The organism is Arthrobacter sp. Leaf69 (genome assembly GCF_001422645.1).
Lineage (GTDB): Bacteria > Actinomycetota > Actinomycetes > Actinomycetales > Micrococcaceae > Arthrobacter.
The window spans coordinates 526,144-543,443 of the sequence record NZ_LMLR01000001.1; the positions used below are offsets into that span (position 1 = coordinate 526,144).

General features: G+C 67.3%; 15 protein-coding genes and 1 tRNA gene. 11 read left to right on the forward strand and 5 right to left on the reverse strand.

Going from position 1 to position 17,300, the window contains the following annotated elements; genetic code table 11:
• Nucleotides 1–224: 224 nt before the first annotated feature.
• Both guaA and ASE96_RS02470 read left to right on the forward strand, forming a co-directional pair.
• Nucleotides 225–1,814: a glutamine-hydrolyzing GMP synthase gene (gene guaA / locus ASE96_RS02465; RefSeq protein WP_056425444.1), complete on the forward strand. Its 1,590-nt coding sequence runs from the start codon at nt 225–227 to the stop codon at nt 1,812–1,814.
• Between the two features lie 270 nt (nt 1,815–2,084).
• Nucleotides 2,085–6,197: an AAA family ATPase gene (locus ASE96_RS02470; protein WP_200912969.1), complete on the forward strand. Its 4,113-nt coding sequence runs from the start codon at nt 2,085–2,087 to the stop codon at nt 6,195–6,197.
• Nucleotides 6,198–6,330: 133 nt separating this feature from the next.
• On the opposite strand, the gene ASE96_RS02475 is transcribed toward ASE96_RS02470, so the two are convergent.
• The 3 genes from ASE96_RS02475 to ASE96_RS02490 form a co-directional block, all read right to left on the reverse strand.
• On the reverse strand, nt 6,331–6,954 hold the full coding sequence (locus ASE96_RS02475; RefSeq protein ID WP_235500111.1) for an RcpC/CpaB family pilus assembly protein: 624 nt from the start codon (nt 6,952–6,954) through the stop codon (nt 6,331–6,333).
• Between the two features lie 371 nt (nt 6,955–7,325).
• Nucleotides 7,326–7,583: an FmdB family zinc ribbon protein gene (locus ASE96_RS02485; protein ID WP_056425457.1), complete on the reverse strand. Its 258-nt coding sequence runs from the start codon at nt 7,581–7,583 to the stop codon at nt 7,326–7,328.
• Between the two features lie 145 nt (nt 7,584–7,728).
• A complete protein-coding gene (locus ASE96_RS02490) occupies nt 7,729–8,364 on the reverse strand; it encodes a 5-formyltetrahydrofolate cyclo-ligase (protein ID WP_056425460.1) in 636 nt (211 codons plus the stop codon).
• Nucleotides 8,365–8,478: 114 nt separating this feature from the next.
• Here ASE96_RS02490 and galU point away from each other — a divergent pair, with 114 nt between their 5' ends.
• From galU to ASE96_RS02515, 5 genes are all read left to right on the forward strand, one after another.
• Nucleotides 8,479–9,396, forward strand: a complete 918-nt coding sequence (galU, locus tag ASE96_RS02495) for a UTP--glucose-1-phosphate uridylyltransferase GalU (RefSeq protein WP_056425463.1) — start codon at nt 8,479–8,481, stop codon at nt 9,394–9,396.
• Nucleotides 9,397–9,401: 5 nt separating this feature from the next.
• Complete coding sequence (locus tag ASE96_RS02500; RefSeq protein WP_056425466.1) at nt 9,402–10,022, forward strand: GNAT family N-acetyltransferase; 621 nt, start codon at nt 9,402–9,404, stop codon at nt 10,020–10,022.
• Nucleotides 10,023–10,163: 141 nt separating this feature from the next.
• Nucleotides 10,164–11,123 carry a hypothetical protein gene (locus ASE96_RS02505; protein WP_082492530.1) on the forward strand — a complete coding sequence of 320 codons (960 nt, stop codon included), beginning with the start codon at nt 10,164–10,166 and terminating at the stop codon, nt 11,121–11,123.
• Between the two features lie 163 nt (nt 11,124–11,286).
• Nucleotides 11,287–12,087, forward strand: coding sequence for an SDR family oxidoreductase (locus ASE96_RS02510; protein ID WP_056425471.1), 801 nt, complete (start codon nt 11,287–11,289; stop codon nt 12,085–12,087).
• A 46-nt stretch (nt 12,088–12,133) separates the two neighbouring features.
• Nucleotides 12,134–12,206, forward strand: a tRNA-Ala gene (locus ASE96_RS02515).
• 316 nt (nt 12,207–12,522) lie between these two features.
• On the opposite strand, the gene ASE96_RS02520 is transcribed toward ASE96_RS02515, so the two are convergent.
• Together ASE96_RS02520 and ASE96_RS02525 are read right to left on the reverse strand one after the other, a co-directional pair.
• Entirely contained in the window at nt 12,523–12,852 is a 330-nt protein-coding gene (locus tag ASE96_RS02520; protein WP_056425474.1) for a hypothetical protein, read from the reverse strand.
• A gap of 17 nt (nt 12,853–12,869) precedes the next feature.
• On the reverse strand, nt 12,870–14,072 hold the full coding sequence (locus ASE96_RS02525) for a hypothetical protein (protein WP_082492531.1): 1,203 nt from the start codon (nt 14,070–14,072) through the stop codon (nt 12,870–12,872).
• Between the two features lie 297 nt (nt 14,073–14,369).
• On the opposite strand from ASE96_RS02525, the gene ASE96_RS02530 reads away from it, so the two are divergent.
• The 4 genes from ASE96_RS02530 to ASE96_RS02545 all read left to right on the forward strand — a co-directional run bounded on the left by ASE96_RS02530 (nt 14,370) and on the right by ASE96_RS02545 (nt 17,278).
• Nucleotides 14,370–14,948, forward strand: coding sequence for a hypothetical protein (locus tag ASE96_RS02530; RefSeq protein WP_056425482.1), 579 nt, complete (start codon nt 14,370–14,372; stop codon nt 14,946–14,948).
• 509 nt (nt 14,949–15,457) lie between these two features.
• The gene (locus tag ASE96_RS02535; RefSeq protein ID WP_156367475.1) at nt 15,458–16,117 is read left to right on the forward strand and encodes an LGFP repeat-containing protein; all 660 of its coding nucleotides are present in this window, start codon (nt 15,458–15,460) and stop codon (nt 16,115–16,117) included.
• A 202-nt stretch (nt 16,118–16,319) separates the two neighbouring features.
• Nucleotides 16,320–16,721 carry a VOC family protein gene (locus ASE96_RS02540; RefSeq protein ID WP_056425488.1) on the forward strand — a complete coding sequence of 134 codons (402 nt, stop codon included), beginning with the start codon at nt 16,320–16,322 and terminating at the stop codon, nt 16,719–16,721.
• A gap of 47 nt (nt 16,722–16,768) precedes the next feature.
• Nucleotides 16,769–17,278: a hypothetical protein gene (locus tag ASE96_RS02545; protein WP_056425491.1), complete on the forward strand. Its 510-nt coding sequence runs from the start codon at nt 16,769–16,771 to the stop codon at nt 17,276–17,278.
• Nucleotides 17,279–17,300 lie beyond the last annotated feature (22 nt).

A 17,300-nucleotide genomic window follows, 5' to 3' on the forward strand; every position in this document is an offset into this window, starting at 1 on the left:
CCCGCGCCGTGTGCAGCCTGACCTGCGAGGAGGCGCGCCGGGCGCAGATCAGGGCGAATGCCGCCCGTCGATTCGCCCTGAGCTGCACCCGCGCCCGAGTGGCCGCCCGGCCAGCCTTGCCGCCGCCGGGCTTCTGTGTGAGTTCGCTTACCCGGCCGGCGTTTGCGGGCCCGGACCGGCTTCTCAATGTGCAGGCGGAGGGCGCCGCAAAGTAGGCTAGTACGGTGACTACTCCCACTGCATCCCAGACGTCCCACAAGCCCGTGCTGGTTGTTGACTACGGTGCCCAGTACGCGCAGCTGATCGCCCGCCGCGTCCGGGAAGCGAACGTGTATTCGGAAGTGGTTCCGCATACCTACAGCACCGAGCAGCTCCTGGCCAAGAACCCCGCCGCCATTATCCTCTCCGGCGGTCCCGCCAGCGTTTACGCCGAAGGTGCGCCCAGCGTAGGCGCGGACCTCTTCGAGGCCGGAATCCCGGTTTTCGGCATTTGCTACGGCTTCCAGGCCATGGCCAACGCCCTCGGCGGCAAGGTGGCCCAGACAGGGCTCCGCGAGTACGGCGCCACCGAGACCACGACGATCGGTGAAGGCCGCTCCATCCTGGACGGAATGCCCCAGCACCAGAGCACGTGGATGAGCCACGGCGACTCCGTGCACGAGGCTCCCGAAGGCTTTGAGGTCCTCGCGACGACTGCGGGCGCCGACGTGGCCGCCTTCGCCAACGAAGAAAAGAGCCTCTACGGAGTGCAGTGGCACCCCGAAGTGAAGCACTCGGCCTACGGCCAGCAGGTGCTGGAAAACTTCCTGTTCAAGGGCGCCAAGCTGGAACCGAACTGGACCACCGGCAACATCCTCGAGGAGCAGGTCGATCGGATCCGCCAGCAGATCGGCGATGCCCGGGTCATTTGCGGCCTGTCCGGCGGCGTTGACTCCGCCGTCGCCGCAGCACTGGTCCAGCGGGCCGTCGGCGATCAGCTGACCTGTGTGTTCGTGGACCACGGACTGCTGCGCGAAGGCGAAGCCGAACAGGTCGAACGCGACTTTGTGGCCGCGACCGGCGTCAAGCTCTACGTCGCCAATGAGCAGGAGCGTTTCCAGTCGGCGCTGGCTGGAGTCAGCGACCCGGAGACCAAACGCAAGATCATCGGCCGCGAATTCATCCGTGCCTTTGAGGAAGCCGAGCTGGCCATCATCGCCGAGGCGGCCGCCCACGGCGAGAAGATCAAGTTCCTCGTGCAGGGCACACTGTACCCCGACGTCGTCGAATCCGGCGGGGGCGAGGGCGCCGCGAACATCAAGAGCCACCACAACGTGGGCGGATTGCCGGAAGACCTGCAGTTCGAACTTGTGGAGCCGCTGCGTGCACTGTTCAAGGACGAGGTCCGCGCCGTCGGCGCCCAGCTGGGCCTCCCGCAGGAAATCGTCGGACGCCAGCCGTTCCCCGGACCGGGCCTCGGCATCCGGATCGTCGGTGAAGTCACCAAGGAGCGGCTGGACCTGCTGCGCAAGGCCGACGCCATAGCGCGGGCCGAACTGACCGCCGCCGGACTCGACAACGAGGTCTGGCAGATGCCGGTTGTGCTGCTGGCGGATGTCCGCAGCGTCGGCGTCCAGGGCGATGGCCGCACCTACGGCCATCCGATCGTGCTGCGCCCGGTCTCCTCCGAAGACGCCATGACGGCTGACTGGTCGCGACTGCCCTACGACCTTCTGGCCAAGATCTCCAACCGCATCACCAACGAGGTGGACGGCGTGAACCGCGTGGTGCTCGACGTGACCAGCAAGCCGCCGGGAACGATCGAGTGGGAATAGCCCGCTAAAGGGCGAATGAAGTGGCCGGTCTCCTGGGGAGGCCGGCCACTTTGCGTCTGACCGGGACATCCGGGAGCGGGAAGGTGCCGCTCTGGCAGCAGATGACGATCCTGCAAATTCCGGTCGAATTTGCGTCCCGCCAGTGTTGCGGAGCCTCACCGGCACCGGATTCGGGCTACCCTCGAAAGCATGCCGGTATGGTCCAGGACGTCCCGCGCGAGCACGGTAACCGTGAGCACAGTGAACGCGAGCACAGAAAAGAAGGCAGCAGTGTCAGTTGGTCAAGGCCACCCCGAGGGCTCCGAGGAGCTCAGGAAATGGCTGTCGGGGCTCAAGCCCGTCACCGGAGCAGACACCATGCTGCGCTTCACCAAGACGCCTGAGGGCTCCATCGACCTGACCCACGCCCATCCCTCCGGCCTGGCGCAGCTGATGGCCGGCCGGCGCACCCGGCTCTCCACCCTGATCCGTGACCACCAGCAGTACGTCATCGCAGCGCGGGCCTCCCGCAACCTGCGCTCCAAGATCTTCGAACTCTCCAACGACCGCGGCATCGATGCCGGATACTTCTCAGCCGGCACGGTCGTCTGGACGTCCGCCGTCGGTGGCAAGCCCCAGCGCGTCTCCGCCCCGGTCATGCTGGCTGCCATCTCCCTCACAGCCCGGCCGGGCGAAGACGACTACGAACTGCAGCTGACCGAACAGGCCAAGATCAACCCCGCGCTGATCCGCCACCTCAAGACGATCCACGGGATCGTCTTCGACGTCAGCGCCATCACCCGCATGGCGTACAGCACCGCCCGCTTCGATCCGCAGCCCGTCCTCGAACGCCTGGGCACGCTCATCCAGCCGATCCACGGCGCCGAGGTGGAGCACAACCTTCTGGTTTCCACCTTCGCCGACCTGTCCGGGAGCCTCGAGGACCCCTGGATCAACGCGAACCATCCCCTTGTGACGGCGCTGGGCCGCGCCGCCGCCGGCGGGCCGGTGGAGGTCCCCGAGCTCAAGAACGGGCGCTTCCCGAGCACCGACGAGCGGGATCCCGCCGATGAACTGCTGCTGCTCGACGCCGACACCGACCAGCAGTACGTCGTCGACGCCGTCCGCGCCGGAGACTCCCTCGTGGTCAGCAGCCCGCCGGGCACCGGCCAGACCCAGACGGCCATCAATACCATTGGCGCCCTGGTCGATCAGGGCAAGACCGTTCTGGTGGTGGGGGACAGGCGCGCCAGCCTGGGCGAAATCTCCGCCGAGCTGGACACCCTGGGGTTGGACTCCACCCTCTTCCAGCTGGCCGGCAACACAACTCCACTGCAGCTCAAAGGCCAGCTGGTCCGGGCCATTGTGCGCAACGAGAAGTCCCTCGAACCCCAGCTCAGCAACCTGCACACCACTCTGATCGAGCACCGTCACGCCCTCCGGGACCACGTCGCCTCGCTGCACAACGTCCGTCAGCGATGGGGCTGCTCACCCTACGAGGCCATGCAGTCGCTGGCCGAGCTGACGTCCATCCAGCCTGCACCGGCCACCACCGTCCGGCTCAAGCGCAGCGTGCTCGACAGCATCCGGGACCGCGAGGAACTGGCCGGGCGGCTGCGCCGGGCGGCCGAACTGGGGAGTTTCAGCCGCGCGTCGACGACGAGCCCCTGGCACGGCGCCCGCCTCCTCACCCGCAAGGAAACCCAGGAAGCGCAGCAGGTGGCGAGCTCCGTTGCCCGGAAGCTCCCGGAACTGCGCGAACTGATGAACGGCGTCGCCGAGCACGCCGAGATCCGCCTTGGCCGTACGTTTGCCGAGTGGGGAGACCAAGTGGAGCTTCTTGTCGCGGTGCGCGGGAGCCTCGACAAATTCACCGCTGACATCTTCGACCGTCCGGTCCACGACCTCATCTCAGCCACCGCGGCCTCCTCCTGGCGCCGTGAACGGAACATCGAGATGCCGTCCATGCAGCGCTCCCGCCTGCGCCGCGTGGCGAAGGAATACGTCCGCCCGGGCGTCCACATCGCCGACCTGCACAGCTCCCTCGTCCTGGTCCAGGAGCAGCGGGCCGCATGGTCGGACTATGCCACGACGCAGCGCCACCCGGCGGTCCCGTCCGGCCTGGCGGAAATCATTGCCCTGTACCGCGAGCTGGAAGCCGAACTGGTCGAATTGGGCCAGGCCGTCCGGCACACCGCGGCCGGCGGCGAGTTGCACACCACGCCCTATGAGGAACTTATGGAGCGTCTGGTGCGGCTTGTTGCCGATACCGGGACCCTCGAGACCCTGCCTGAGCGAACGCTCCTGGTCGAAAACATGCGCGAGCACGGCCTCGGCGAACTCCTGGCTGACCTTGCCGAGCGTGAAGTGCCGGCCGATTCCGTGGCCGCGGAGCTAGAGCTCGCCTGGTGGCAGTCCGCGCTGGAAGCCATGATCAGCGGGGACGACTACCTGGCCATGTCCGACGGCGACGCCCTGCGACAGCTCGAAGCCGAATACCGCCTCGCGGACAACGCCCACATCGCCAGCGGCGCGGCCCGGCTGCGCTGGAACCTCGCCGAACGCTGGCGGGCCGCCATCGCGGAGCACCCGCGGCAGGCTGAGCTGCTGCGCAGCCTGCTCAAGGACGGCCGGGTCACCCTGCCGGCCCTGACCGGGCAGGCCGCGGAACTGCTGCCCATGCTGGTGCCCGTGTGGTCCGTCAGCCCCTATCTCCTGACGGCGGTCCTGCCGGTGGAGCAGCGGTTCGACGCGGTGGTCATCCTCGACGCCGAGGCGACATCGCTGCAGGCAGTCCTGCCGGCCGTCGCCCGCGCCAAACAAGTCATTGCCTTTGGCGACGACAGGATTGCCAGCCCGCGGACGTTCACCGTCAGTGTGGAGCGGCTTGCCGCCGGCGAGAGCTCCCACCAGGGTGTCGAGAGCGCGTACAAAGCCCTGTCCACCGTGCTGCCCGTATGGAACCTGCGGACCGTCTACCGCGCCGTCGACGAAGACCTCGTACGGCAACTGAGCAAGGGTTTCTACGACAGCGGGCTCCGCCGGTTGCCGGAGGGCCAGTCCGCCACCGGGCTGGACCGGGCCCTGACCGTTGAATATTTGCCGGACGGTACGGGACTGCCCAGCGCGGACCACGACGGTGTCGAGTCGGTGGTGGCCGAGGTCAACCGTGCGGTGGAGCTTGTCTTCGAACACGCCCGGCTGCGGCCCCGGACCTCCTTGGCCGTCGTCACGGGCAGCCTCCGGCACGCGGCCAGGATCGGTGAGTCCATCCGGTTGCAGCTGCCCAACTATCCGTTGCTGGCCAGCTTCTTCACGGCAGGGGACGAATCCTTCCGGGTGGTGGACCTGGACCGCGCCCAGGGCCTGGTCCGCGACCACGTGATCTTCTCCCCGGGCTACGGCCGCACCCCGCACGGACGTGCGCTCCACAGCCTCGGCCCGCTATCCGCGGACGGCGGACGGGCCAAGTTTGCCCTCGCCATGACGCGGGCACGCCGGTCGCTGCACGTGTTGAGCTGCTTCCGCCCCGAAGATCTGGACGTGACCCGGCTAAGCCACGGCGCGGTGGACTTCTACGAGCTCCTGGACCGGGAAATCGCGGGCAACTCCGATCTCGGCAGCCCGGCGTCGCGCGCGGCCGCCAGCGAACAGGCGCTCGGAGCGGACCCCCTCGTGGCGGACCTCGGGGACCGGCTCCGTGCCAGGGGCGCCCGTGTCTGGCACCAGTACGACGGGGCGCTGAACATGGTTGCCGCGGCCGACCCGCTGAGCACCCTGGGCCAGGACGACGCCGAAATTCCCCGGCCGGTTGCAATCGAGTCCGACGGCACCGAGCACTACCGCCGGCTGTCCGTCCGCGAACGCAGCAGGCTGCGCCCGCAACTCCTGGAGCGACTCGGCTGGCGTTACATGCCACTATGGACCATAGAGGTTTTCACCGATCCTTCGGCCTGCGCCGACCGGATCGGCGGCTACCTTGGCTTGGAAAAGCCGGCCGTGACGCACCGGAAGCAGGCATCGCCGGGATTCTTCGACGACGACGTCGAGAACCTGGCCGTCAACGAAGCGCAGGCCTCCAACGGGCGGGCCCCGTCCGCATGGTCGGAGCGCGCGTTTGAGTACAGGACAGATCAGGGCAGTAAGGAGGCCGGCGGCATGACTGCAGACGGCGGCACGCGAAACAACGGTGACATCCAGAACGACGAGGACGTCCAGGTCGACGGAAACGTCCAGGACAACGGGCGGGATCATGAGCCGAAACCGGCCGCGCCGGTGACGGTCCCGGCAGGGGTGCTGCCGAACAAGGCCGCCGAAGACGATCCCCGCCGCTGGGGCGACGAGCCCGGCGGCTATGACCACGACTCCTGGCTCCAGGAACAGAAGCCCCCGCACTGGGGCTAAGGACCTACCGAGCCCGCGCCGCAGCTGCCCGGGCTTCGGCGGAATGGGCCGGCCGGTAGCTCCGGCTGGGGCGAGTTACGCGGGGGACCGCTACGCGCGGAGCCCGCCACCGTGGCCAGCTACGCGGGGACCGCTACGTGGGGCCAGCCCGCACCAGAACGAAGAACAGCTTCCCTTGGGTGGAGGCACCGGCGAGACGGCGCGCCTGTTCGGCGTCGGCCGCCACGACCATAAGGCCGTCCGCTTCCCCGGCGGCCAGCCATTGGCCGGCATCGCCGCCGTTCCCGGAAGTCCACAGCACCGGCACCGCGGCCGCCAGCAGCCGGGACGCCGCGGGCTGATCGAAGCCGTCACCGGTTGTCATGACCACATTGACGAGCTGTCCGGGCGAGAGCAGCTGGATGGAAGCGGGATCGGCCATCCGGAGCGGCACGGCCGCAGATCCCGGCGGGCTGCCCGCCAGCAAACCGGGTCCAAGGAGCTGGGCGTCGGAAAGCAACTGACCTTTGCGGAGCGCTACGGCAAGCTGACGGCCGCGAGGGGAGTCGTTGGCGCCAAAGCTGCCCGCAGTCACGAGGCCGCGCGGGATGTCCAGGACCGTCAGGTCGTCCGGGCCGAGTGTCCTCCCGGCCGGGAGGTCCCTTGCTGCGGCGAAGGCGGAGACCGTGTAGGCCGGGGCCGGCGTCAACTGTTGCACCGTGATACCGGCCGCGATGCACAGGAGCAGCGCCACGGTCAGACGGCGGTTGCGGTCCAGCCAGCGGACCGTCCGCCGGAAGTGCCGGCCGGCGGGTCTTTGGCCTCGCGGTGAAGTTCCGGAGCCCGGGCGGCCGGGGCGTCGTCCGGGGGAACGGCCGATCCTGAGGACTGACGAAGGGCGCAGCGCGCCACGGAGTAAGACACCTCGCGGTAAAAACCCTCGCGGTAAAACACCATGCAGTAAGCCAAGGGGGATGCCCGGCCGGAGGCTGCCGGGTGGCGGAACGGAATGCGCAAAGGTGGCCATGGCGCGACACTACGCACCATTACCAAACCCGTGCAGGGGCAGCCTGGGCTATGTGGAGAAAGGCCTGCTGGTTCCGCGGACCGGCGGCGGGGCGCGGCTGGGCCGGAGCCCCGCGGGACGGCCTAGCTGGCGGAGGCGGCGGCGGGCGCCGGAGTCGCTGCCGGGGTGGGAGCGGGGGCGGGGGAGACGGTGCTGCCCTTGGCATCACGGGAGTCGGTCCGGTAGAAGCCGGAACCCTTGAAGACGACGCCAACGCTGTTGAACTTCTTGCGGAGGGTCCCCTGGCACTCGGGGCAGGACGTGAGGGAGCTGTCGGTGAACGACTGCACGATCTCGAAGGCGTGGCTGCAGTCCTTGCAGGCGTATGCATACGTGGGCACTGGAAATCCTCCTCTGGGACAAACGAGCAGGTCCCGTGCTGTCCGGTCGGGATCATCGCCGCAATGTTTCTCGGCGGAATCCGTCCCTTAGCAGTCGCAGGGCCTGAGTGCTAATTCTATCACCCCGCCGCGCGGCTCCCATGCGCTATGGTTGAACCCGCAGCAGGCCGCCCGGGGTCAGGGCGGCGGCCACTTTCCGGTCGAAGGACTCTGCCGGGATGCTGCCGGCGGGCAGCACCTCGGCGTCATACACGATGGCGGCCGTCGGCACGGGGGGCAACAGCCCGCCGTCGGACGCCAGGGGCCGGGACGGCAGGAGGGCGGCCAGCGCCGCCAGGAACTTGTCGTAGTACCCGCCGCCTTGACCGATCCGGTTACCGGAAAAGTCGACGGCGGTGGCCGGCAGGAAGATGCCGCTGGCGGAACGCATGACGGTTGTGTCGTGGCGTTCGCCTGCGGGCTCCTGGATCGGAGCGTAACGGCTCCGGACGGATTCGGAGGCCGGCGTCCAGTACACCCAGCTCAGTGCCAGCTCGGGTTCGCAGACCGGAAGCAGGATGCGGTGCCCGGCGGTATGCAGCGCTTTCAGCAGCGGCAGCGTCGGAGGCTCGACGCCGACGCCGAGATATGCGGCGAAGGTGCCCGGTTTGCTGCCGGACAGTTCGGCTGCCCAGGCGAGTCCGTGCCGTGCGATGGCCTCTCCGGCGCTCTCCAGCCCGGCCCGGGTCAGTGTGGCACGGCCGGCCCGGTGCCCGGCCCGGATTTCTGCTTTCGTCAGCATGGTCTCTGGCTCCTCCGCCTCGTGTCCCTCGGCCGGGCGCGGCCCGGTAAGCAGATACTATTCCGGCGGCTCGAATGATTACCGAATGTTTGGTCCCTCCGTTAGATTAGTCGAGTGACTACACTCAACTCTCCCGTCCGCAAGGCCGTCATTCCCGCAGCCGGCCTCGGCACCAGGTTCCTTCCCGCCACCAAGGCCATGCCGAAGGAAATGCTTCCGGTCGTGGACAAGCCCGCCATCCAGTACGTCGTGGAGGAAGCCGTCAACGTCGGCCTCAACGACATCCTGATGATCACCGGACGCAACAAGCGCGCGCTGGAGGACCACTTCGACCGCGTTCCCGCGCTGGAAGCAACTCTTGAGGACAAGGGAGACACCGCCAAGCTGGAATCCATCCAGGCGGCGAGCAACCTGGGGGACATCCACTACGTGCGCCAGGGCGATCCCATGGGCCTGGGCCACGCCGTGCTTCGGGCCAAGCAGCACGTTGGCTACGAACCGTTCGCCGTCCTGCTGGGCGATGACCTGATCGATGCCCGCGACGAACTGCTCAGCACCATGATCGAGGTCCAGGCCAAGACCGGCGGTTCGGTGGTTGCCCTGATCGAGGTGGATCCCTCCCAGATCAGCGCCTACGGCTGCGCCGATATCCAGGCGGTCAACGGCGAAGAGTATGTCCGAATCAACCACCTCGTCGAGAAGCCCGACGTCGCCGATGCCCCGTCGAACCTCGCCGTCATCGGCCGCTACGTCCTCCACCCGGCAGTCTTCGAGGTCTTGGAACACACCGCACCCGGCCGCGGCGGCGAAATCCAGCTGACGGACGCCCTCCAGGAACTGGCCGCCGGCGAAGGTGAAGGCTACGGAGTGTACGGCGTTGTGTTCCGCGGCCGCCGCTACGACACAGGCGACAAGCTCAGCTACCTCAAGGCCTGCGTGCAGCTGGCCTGCGACAGCGAGGATCTGGGCCCCGGCCTGCGGGAATGGCTGCCCGAGTTCGCCGCCAGCCTCACACCCAGCCTGACCAAGTAAATCCCGTGGGGGGCAGCTTCAACTGGCCGGCGACCCTTGAGTGCGGCGACCTCGTGCTGCGCCCCATCCGGTACCGGGACCGCAAGGAGTGGACCGAGGTCCGCTCCCGCAACAGCGAGTGGCTGGCCCCCTGGGAAGCGTCCAACCCCGCTCCCGGCGGCGGCCTCCCCGACTACCGCCAGATGGTGCGCTCCCTCAAGGCCCAGGCTGCCCAGGGAACTGCTCTGCCTTTCCTGATCACTGCCTGGACCCCCGGTTTCCGGGAGCCTGTGATCGTGGGCCAACTGACGGTGTCCTCCATCGTGTGGGGATCGGCGATGATGGCCACCCTCGGGTACTGGGTGGACAAGGACCGGGCCGGACAGGGCATTGCCCCGACCGCTGTGGCCCTGGCGACGGACTACTGCTTCCAGACCCTCGGCCTGCACCGGATGGAAATCAACATCCGCCCGGAAAACGCGCCCAGCCTGCGGGTGGTCGAGAAACTCGGCTTCCGAGACGAGGGTTACCGGCCGCGATTCCTGCACATTAACGGCCAGTGGGCAGACCATCGGAGCTTCGCGCTGACGTCCGAAGAAGTGCCGGAGGGGCTCCTGGCGAGGTGGCTACAGAACCGGCCCGCATGAGCGGTCAGACCCTTCCTGACCAGCACAGACGTTATGAATGCAGTCAATTGACACTTGTCCCGCGACACACCGGGGACAATGCGGCCCGGCGCACTGCATTGCTCATACGGTTTTGATGTGGACTTCCCTCTTAGCAGCTCTGTGATCCTTGTCATTGCTGTTGCGCTCTGGATCGTGTGGGTTGCACCCTACATACTCCGGAACGGCCGCCACCAGCTGCAGCCCGCCGGCGAGTTCGTGGCGGACCTCATTGATCCAGAAACAGCCCCGCAAGCCGGCCACGTCATGAAGATGGCGGCCCAGCAGGAGAAACCCATGCCCCCTACCCAGTCCACCGTGTCCGGCCCGGGAACGTCCGGGTCCGACCGCGTCCGCCAGCCCGCATCCACCGGTCCGGCGTTCAAGATCCGCTATGGCCGGTTGACGCTGGCGCTGACGGGTCTGCTCTCGCTGCTGACGGGGATAGTGTCCGCAGTCCTGCGGATCTTCGGCACCGGTCCTGTTTGGCTGCCAGTCGTCGCGTTTCTCGGCGCCGCGTTCGCTGTCGTCGTGCTCCGCCGGCTCGCCGTCCGGGACCGCCGCCGCAAAATGAACGCCGCGTTTCGATCGGCCATGAGCGCCCCGGCACGCCCGGCCCGGTCCGCCCCGGAGCGCACACCGCTTCTGGAACCGGCAGGGGAACCCGGCGAACGTGCCGAGAGCCCGCTCTTTGACGCCCAGGCCGACGCGGCAGAGCGCAAACCGGCGCCCAAGCCGCTGACCGCCCAGGAACTGCGCCAGGCGGCCCTGGCGGAAGCGGTGGCTTCGGGCGACACGTCCGTCCGCCGCAGCGCGGAGTTCCAGGCCGTCGAAGGATCCAGCTGGGAGCCGGTGGAGGTCCCCAAGCCCACCTATGTTGAGGCGCCGAAGGCCGAACGGGCGGCCCCTGAGCCGCTCGACCTGCCGGAAGCCCCGAAGGCCGTGGGGAAGCCGTCGCTCAAGCAGGGTCTCCCGCAGGCATCGGCTGGCACCGCCGGCCCGGACAGCGAGCAGAAGCCCCTGGGCAAGGCCCAGAGCGCCCTCAGCAACCTGGACGACGTCCTGCAGCGACGCCGGGCCTGAATTTTCTATCGAGCCCCGGGCAGCCAGTCATGGCCGCCCGGGGCTTTGCCGTGTCCGGGCGCCGGTGTCCTTCAGATCAGGACGGGCCATTTAGTACCGGCCCTTCTGAATCCGGCTCGCCCGGGGCGTCCGGAAATCGGGCGAAGGCCGGTAGCCTCAGGGCATGACAAGAATCTGTGTTGCCGGCGGTACCGGCCAGGTGGGCCGCGAAGTGGTGCGGCGGGCTGTCGCGGGCGGGTACGGCGTGGCGGCCCTCTGCCGGCATCCGCTGCCCGCCGGTGCCCCGGCCAGGGTCGACGGCGCGGAGTACTTCCCCGCCGACGTCACCACCGGCGAGGGGCTGGCGGCGGCACTGGCGGGGGCCGACGTCGTGATCGACTGCCTGGAGGGGCGCTCCGGGAAGGATCTGAAGAACTTCGCCGACGGCGGCGCCCGGCTTCTCGCCGCGGCCCAGGACGCCGACGTGTCCCGCGCCGTGATGCTGTCCATCGTCAATTGCGACCGGAGCAGCTTCGGCTACTACGCCTCGAAGGCGGCCAAGGAACAGGTCTATGAGCGCTCCGGGCTGGACACTGTCGTGATCCGGGCGACGCAGTTCCATTCCCTGCTGGCGGCCATGTTCGGGGCCGGCTCGACGCTGCGGATCATTCCGGTGATCAAGGGTGCCCGGTTCCAGCCGATCGCGCCCGCCGACGTCGCCGCAGCCCTGCTGGAGGCGGCACTCGAACCGCCGGCGGGCGTGCGGCATAGCGTCCGTACTGTCGGCGGGCCCGAGATCCAGGAGATGGAGGAGTTCGCCCGGCAGTGGAAAGCCGTCACCGGTTCCAGCGGCCGCCTGGTGCGGCTGCCGCTGCCGGGTGCCATGGGAAACTACCTGCGCGCCGGGCTGAACCTGGTACCGGAGGAACGCCACGCCGGTGAGACATTCAGCGGCTGGCTGGCAAAGAACGCGGATAGTTTGTAGCCTAGGGAAACCGGCAACGCCGTACCTTCGGGAACGGCGTTGCGTCGGGGCTATAGCTCAGTTGGTAGAGCGCTTCGTTCGCATCGAAGAGGTCAGGAGTTCGAATCTCCTTAGCTCCACAGATTGCAGGGGTTTTCGAGTCATCGGGACCCTGAATGCACTGCCCCGTGGACGCCCCCCGAAGTCTGGGCGCTGGGGATTCCGCCGCTAAGGCGCCCGAGCCGCTGAAGCCCAGCTCATGTCTCACCGTCACACTTGGCCGACGCCCGATCAAGACGGCGCACACCGCCCTCGGGCTCGCCAAGTCAGCGCTCACCCAAGATCCCACAGGGTGCCTCCACATGTGTCCAAGGGTGCCAGGAGTCGGAGGCTCGTGGCACCCGGACGCGGTTCCATGCACTCTATGTGCGGGGCATGGCACGGAATACTTTCCGGTCAGGCCCTGGCTTCGTACTGCTCCAGCAGCCGGGTCAGGGCGGACAGGGTGTCCGCGGCCATTTCCGGGGTCATGTCATCGGGGGAGACGCTGACAAACGGGCCGACCTTGTCGATGAGGCCGGCGCCTTTTTCGCCTTCCTGGCGGACATGATATTCGTCGACCCGGGCCGTGGAGGCACCGACCGTGACCTCAAGGATGAAGTGCCGCTCGGATTCGTTCTCCGAGGAGTCGGCGTTGGCGAATCCCGTGCTGGTGCCCTTGTCGGCCCAGGCGGGACATACCGGCCAGCCCTCGTGCGTTGTGCTCGCCGGATGATGATCAGGCAATCCAGCGGCCGTCGCTGTTACCGCCAGATGTTCACGGTAGTGCCACGCGCCGGGGTGTAGCTGATGGAGCCGTTCTGGTAGTTCTGGACCGTTTCGCCGAAGGAGAGGAATTCGACGGAAGTCGGATAGCCCAGGCGACCGCGTTCTGCGCCGGTCGCTGCCCATGCGCTCCGGATAGCTCCGAGAACGGGCCAGGCCCCGCTTGCGGGGGAGTAGTAAATGGCACCGTTCTTGAACTGGTACCGCTGGTAGACACCGCCGTTCTTGAGCCCGGCGATCTCATTGGTGATCGGGTAGCCGATCTTGTCGAACACGTACGGTATTCCCCACGCGGACCGGATGGCTCCCAGGACGTAGTGGGCACCGGACACGGGGGTCCAATATATTTCGGAAACTTTGGAGCCAGACACAAACTGCTGGTAGACGCCGCCGCGTGGTTGTCCGCCGACCTCCTCGCCGGCCGGGTAGCCGAGCTTACTGCGCTCGGCACCTAGCGATGCCCACAGGGCGCCGATCGCGCCGTGCATGATCCGTGCCTGACGTACAGGGTCCCAGTAGATGGAACCGCCCTGATACTTCTGGTAAACATCGCCCCTGCGGAACTCACCGCCGTTGGCCACTGGGATTTCATCGGTGATCGGGTAGCCGAGCAGCCCGTTCTGGGAGCCCGCCGCCATCCACCTGTTGCCGATCCCTCCCCTGGCGATGCGCACACCTGTCGTGGGGGAGGAAGCGATCGTGCCGGCAACGAAACGCTGCGTCGAGCCGCCGTTCTTCAGGCCGGTCTGGGTGTCGCTGGTCGGGTAGCCGAGGAAACCCTTCTGCGCTCCCGCGGCGATCCACTTGGCACCGATGCTGCCCTCAATCACATGAGCGCCGGTCGCAGCCGTGTAGTAGATCGAACCGTGTTCATACATCTGCATGGAGCCGCCATTGGTGAGCCCAGTGACCTCGGTGCCGACTTTGCTTCCGAGCCTGCCCAGCAAAGCCCCGACGGAAGTCCACTTGGCCTCAATGGGCGAGGGGACTGGGGTCGGAGTGGGCGTCGGCGTGACAACGGGTGACGGCGCTGGGGTAACCGTGGAAGTAACTGTGGGCGTAGGCGTGGGCTCTGTGTCAGCGAACGCTGACGAGAGGGGTGATATGGCGACGAGGATGATGCCGGCAGCGGCAACACTGGCACCCCAGGCTTTAGCCGACCGGCGTTTCGTTGGATCCAAAGAAGCTTGCCCCCAGATGTAGAAGATAGTCCGCCTTGACGGTGAAGGTGCCGGTCCCGATTACCCACCCCCGGGCGACACTGAACCCGAGCCTAGGCTCCATGACCCGACTTGTCATCAGGTATTGCTGTGAAGAATTGATTGGACCAAATCCGTCACATGACCATCGAGCGCCCAGCATGGCCCCGCCGATGGTCTTCTGTTGGATACCGAAATCCCTTGAAACGCCACGGCACCGGTGCCACACTGCCCTTGTGGAGTGCGGGGGCTGGGGTCCTGCCAGATGAAAGGATCCCGATGCGCACAAAACCACTAACCCGGACCACGGCGCTCATCGTCTTTACCGCCGTCATTTTTGGCACCGCCGCGTCCTGCAACCCCGGCCAATCCGAGAGCGCCATTCAACTGACCCGCGGCGCCGCATCCAAGGTTTTCGGCTCACTTGGTCGGGAGACCGGCGAAATCAAGGCGGCCACCTCGGTGGTGCCCGATCTGGCAGCCCGCTACGGGGCGTCGGCTGACGAGGTTGCCGCTGTCGCAGCCACCGCGGACAACTACCAGGGCTGGAGATTGCCCCAACAGCGCATTGACCGGATGGTTGCCGCCGCCGAGAACGCAAAAGACAACGCAGCCGTCTCCGCCGGCGTCGACGTTGCGTGCGACTGGATGGCGGGGGACATTTCGACCCCGGACGCGTTCAATGAGTCCGTGGCAGCGGCAGCGGCAGGCATGCTACAAAGCGACGCGGATGCGTTCCGTGACGCCACCGTTGACCTGGCCGACGACTTGGCCGAGATCAAGGCGGAGGGCTCACCCGCTGACAAGGCAGCCGCTGTCTGGCTGTGCTATGCCTATGGGGTAGTACCGGCGGGCTAGCCGGGCCCGATTGCCGGTAGGATCCGGGCATGAACGGCATCACTGAGCTGACACAAGACATGGCCGGCACGTAAGGTGTGCGGACCTCCTCCGGCACCGCGTACCTGGCCGTCCGCTCCCGCCCCGGCAGCGAAACAGCCGAGTCCGCTACTCGGCTCGGACCGTTATTGGCAGCCTGATAATGACGAATGGAACCCCTGAAACCCGGGGGGACATCCACCCGACGCCGGCCAAGCCCCGACCATCAATTCGTCCGGACAGAGATCCACGATATGCCCGCCCGCCACGGCGCGACACCCGGTGCTACCCTCCCGTACCGCCGGTAGGTTACGATTCCCGAAACCGGGCAATGCCGGCAAATTTTTGGGGGAAAATTGTACGCGAAAGTTCTTGGGGCCGTACTCGGCCTCGGCATCATCAGCGGCGCTATCGTGGCAGCCGCACCGGCACAGGCTGCCACAGTCGGCGGCGTGTCCGTTCCAGCTCCCGCACAGTCGCCGCCGTTGGGCATGACGACTTCGATCAGCCGCATCGCGGTCCAGTACAACCTCGGTTCGCCGCTGGGTCTGACGGTTACCGGGTTGAAGGACGGGGGCGCATACCGGCAGTACCAGCGCGGCTTCGTCGTCTACTCGCCGGCGACGGGCGCACAGGTCTCCCGCGGCGCGATCCGGACCGCCCACGGCAAGCTCGGCTACGAAAAAGGCCGCATGGGCTACCCGACGTCCGGTGAGCTGCTCAGCGCCAACAAGACCAGCACCTACCAGCGCTATCAGCACGGCACGATCGTCTGGAACGCCACGGCCGGCGCCCACGCCATCGCCGGGGCCATCGGCGCCAAATGGGTGGCCGCGGGCGGCGCCAACGGGAGCCTGGGGTACCCGACATCTGACGAAACCGGCCTCAATGGCCGCGGAGCGTCGCAGTCCTTCCAGGGCGGCACCGTCGTGTGGTCGTCCTTTACCGGCGCCCGCATCATGAAGGGAGCCATCCGTACCGCGTGGATCAAGAACGGCGCGCAGGCCGGACAGCTGGGCTACCCCGTCACCGACGAGCAGGCGCTTCCTCTCGGGGGCGTCATCCAGAGGTTCGAAGGCGGCACATCCATCACCTGGACCCCCAAAGCTGGAGCCGTAGTCAACCCCGGGGTGCCGCACTCGAACATCTGACAAACCGGGCGCAGCATCTGGCCTAACGGCCGCGGATATCCCCGCAGACATCAGGATCTGCGGGGATTGTCCGTGCCGGAGTAGACATCCGCTGGGACAATGGCACTCCCTCTCGGCCGCGTGGAATGGACGCAGTTAGGGCCGCCAGATGCCGCCGGTAAATCGCCGCGGGCAGGACTTTCGGCATCTGTATGCTGTGCTCATGACGTCACCGCAGATCTATGTCAGTTTTCCCGGCACGGCGCGTGAAGCACTCGGCTTCTACGCGGACGTGTTCGGCGGAGAGCTCTCGTTGTTCACGTACGAGGAGTTCAGCCGCAGCGACGGCCCGCCGGACGCCATTGCGCACGGAGTACTCGACGGCGTGGTTGCTTTGGCGGGATCGGATGCGGCAGCCGGCCAGACAACTGTCCGGTTCGAAGGCCTCATGCTTTCGTTGCTGGGCACCGCCGAACCGGCGGTTCTCCACGAGTGGTTCGACAAACTCGCCGATGGCGGCCGGGTGATCGACCCTCTGGCCCCGAAGCCCTGGGGCGCGTCGGACGGCCAAGTCATGGACCGGCACGGACTTCACTGGCTCATCGGATACGAACCTGCGCCCTGAGCGACAAAACAGGTGCCCGCGTTCGGGGTGAGGCTTAGGCTAAACGCATGACGCCGGCACCCTCCCCGACTCCCGTCCCCGTCGAGGTCTTCATCCACTCCGGCCCGGCCGAGTGGTGGCAGATCCTCGCCGCCCTGGGTCCGCTCGCCGTTCTGTTCGGGGCCGGCATCGCCGGGTTCATCGGCTGGAACACCCTGAAGCAGAAGTCTGTCGCGGACAACCGTGCCGAGTGGTGGAAACGCACGCAGTGGGCGCTCGATGCCGTCTATTCGGGGGACACGAAGCGGGGCACGGTCGGGCTGAAGGTCCTGTGCGTGCTGGGTGAAAGTGAGCTCGCCGGCAGCGGAGAGCTTGCAGTCCTTGAAGCCGCTTGGGAGGAGCCCCTCAACGCCGCCGAACGGCAGCTCGCCGTCGAAGGCCGGACGGCGCGTGCCCCCGGGGCCGTCGACAAGGACGAACGCGCGATGGAAGTCGCCGCCGCGCGGCTGCGGCTGCTCACCGACCAACGCCTGGGCAAGCCAACCCCGGAATGGGTCACGACCCTGGCCGCGGAGTAGTCGACGGATATCCTGTCTTATG

Excerpts from the sequence above, each read along its gene's own strand:
- ASE96_RS02490 (WP_056425460.1), bottom strand. The coding sequence starts at position 8,364 with ATGCTGACGAAAGCAGAAATCCGGGCCGGGCACCGGGCCGGCCGTGCC.
- ASE96_RS02510 (WP_056425471.1), top strand. The coding sequence starts at position 11,287 with ATGACAAGAATCTGTGTTGCCGGCGGTACCGGCCAGGTGGGCCGCGAA.
- ASE96_RS02530 (WP_056425482.1), top strand. The coding sequence starts at position 14,370 with ATGCGCACAAAACCACTAACCCGGACCACGGCGCTCATCGTCTTTACC.
- ASE96_RS02535 (WP_156367475.1), top strand. The coding sequence starts at position 15,458 with ATGACGACTTCGATCAGCCGCATCGCGGTCCAGTACAACCTCGGTTCG.
- ASE96_RS02540 (WP_056425488.1), top strand. The coding sequence starts at position 16,320 with ATGACGTCACCGCAGATCTATGTCAGTTTTCCCGGCACGGCGCGTGAA.
- ASE96_RS02545 (WP_056425491.1), top strand. The coding sequence starts at position 16,769 with ATGACGCCGGCACCCTCCCCGACTCCCGTCCCCGTCGAGGTCTTCATC.